We start from the raw sequence: 1298 nt of genomic DNA on the forward strand, positions 1-1298 counted from the left end.
TCGGAATGCCTGTCACCGAGATTATCGTGTCTCACTTGAGGGGTGCAGTCCAGCACATAAAATTCTTACCGGAGTTGAGTGCACTGTCACCGTAATCCTGGACTACATTGCTGATCGCTCCCCGCAGGGAGCCGCACGCATCGGCTGAACGTATTCGCCGGCATGTTCACGGTTGGCACGTTGGCGGCCGCCGTAGGTTCGAGATCGAGAGGAGCGCAGGCATGAGCACCGACCGGGACACCGTGCTGTCCTATGACGCGGTCGCGGCGGAGTACGCCGCGGAGGCCGCGGCGATGCCCGAATGGGTCGCGACAGAGATCGATGCGTTCGTGACCGAGCTGGGTGGCTCGGGCAGGGTGCTGGAGATCGGAAGCGGTGGCGGGCGAGATGCACTAGAGCTCGAGAAGCGGGGGATGAGCGTCCGGCGCACCGACATCTCGAAGGGTTTCATCGAACTGCTTCGCGAGAGTGGCTTCGAGGCCGACCTGCTGGACCCGCTGACCGAAGACCTGACCGACCCGCAGCGTCCCGGCACGCCGTACGACGGGATCTGGGCCTGTGCCTGCCTAATTCACGTCGCGCGCGAGGATTTCGGCACGGTGCTTGGACGGCTTGCCGAGGCGACCCGGACCGGTGGCCGACTGCACGCCTCGGTTAGAGAGGGCGATGGCGAGGATGTGTCCACACACGGCAGCGCGTCGGCGCCTCGGCGGTACGTCGAGACGTACTGGCGCGAGCCCGCCCTGCGGTCCGCACTCACAGACTCCGGCTGGATCGTCAGCGACGTACGTCGGTGCATCGGAAGGCCGGATGATCGGTGGCTGAGCGTTCGGGCGAGTCGGGCATGAGGCACACAGAGTTCTGGGCCCGGATGGAGGCGGCGCTGGGGAGTCCTATGCCCATTTCTGGGCCGGTCAGCATGTCTCGGCAGATCCTGCGATGTCGGGAGGCCCACGACCCGGGTAGCAAGATCGCGGGACGTCGTAGGCTTGCGGATTGGAGCGAGCGATCGATTCACAGTCGTTGCTCCAATTTTCCCAGGCGCGCCAACACTTCCGTAACCTCGGTTGCCTTCACATAGGCGTCGACCAATTTTCTGATTTCGGCGGCGTCAGATGGCGTGAGACTTCCGACGGCCACCGCCGACAGCAGCACTGCGCTGGCGGCGCTGGCGTCTTCTGCGTCGTTGATAGCCGGCAACAAGCCAGCCGGCTGGTACGAGTTATTCTTTTGCCTGCTTGAATTACGGTGACAGTGCTGGACTGCACCCCTCAAGTGAGACACGATAATCTCGGTGA

At 63.6% G+C, this 1298-nt stretch carries 1 protein-coding gene and 1 pseudogene; one reads left to right on the plus strand and one right to left on the minus strand.

Annotation, left to right across the window (positions count from 1 at the left end; all coding sequences use genetic code 11):
- Positions 1–221: 221 nt before the first annotated feature.
- Positions 222–848 (plus strand): class I SAM-dependent methyltransferase, encoded by a 627-nt coding sequence (locus CP49_RS39920; RefSeq protein ID WP_057855564.1) that lies wholly within the window; start codon positions 222–224, stop codon positions 846–848.
- A gap of 166 nt (positions 849–1014) precedes the next feature.
- Here CP49_RS39920 and CP49_RS39925 read toward each other — a convergent pair.
- A pseudogene (locus CP49_RS39925) lies at positions 1015–1298 on the minus strand (hypothetical protein); the annotation flags it as partial.

Origin of the sequence: Bradyrhizobium valentinum (genome assembly GCF_001440405.1) — a bacterium.
Lineage (GTDB): Bacteria > Pseudomonadota > Alphaproteobacteria > Rhizobiales > Xanthobacteraceae > Bradyrhizobium > Bradyrhizobium valentinum.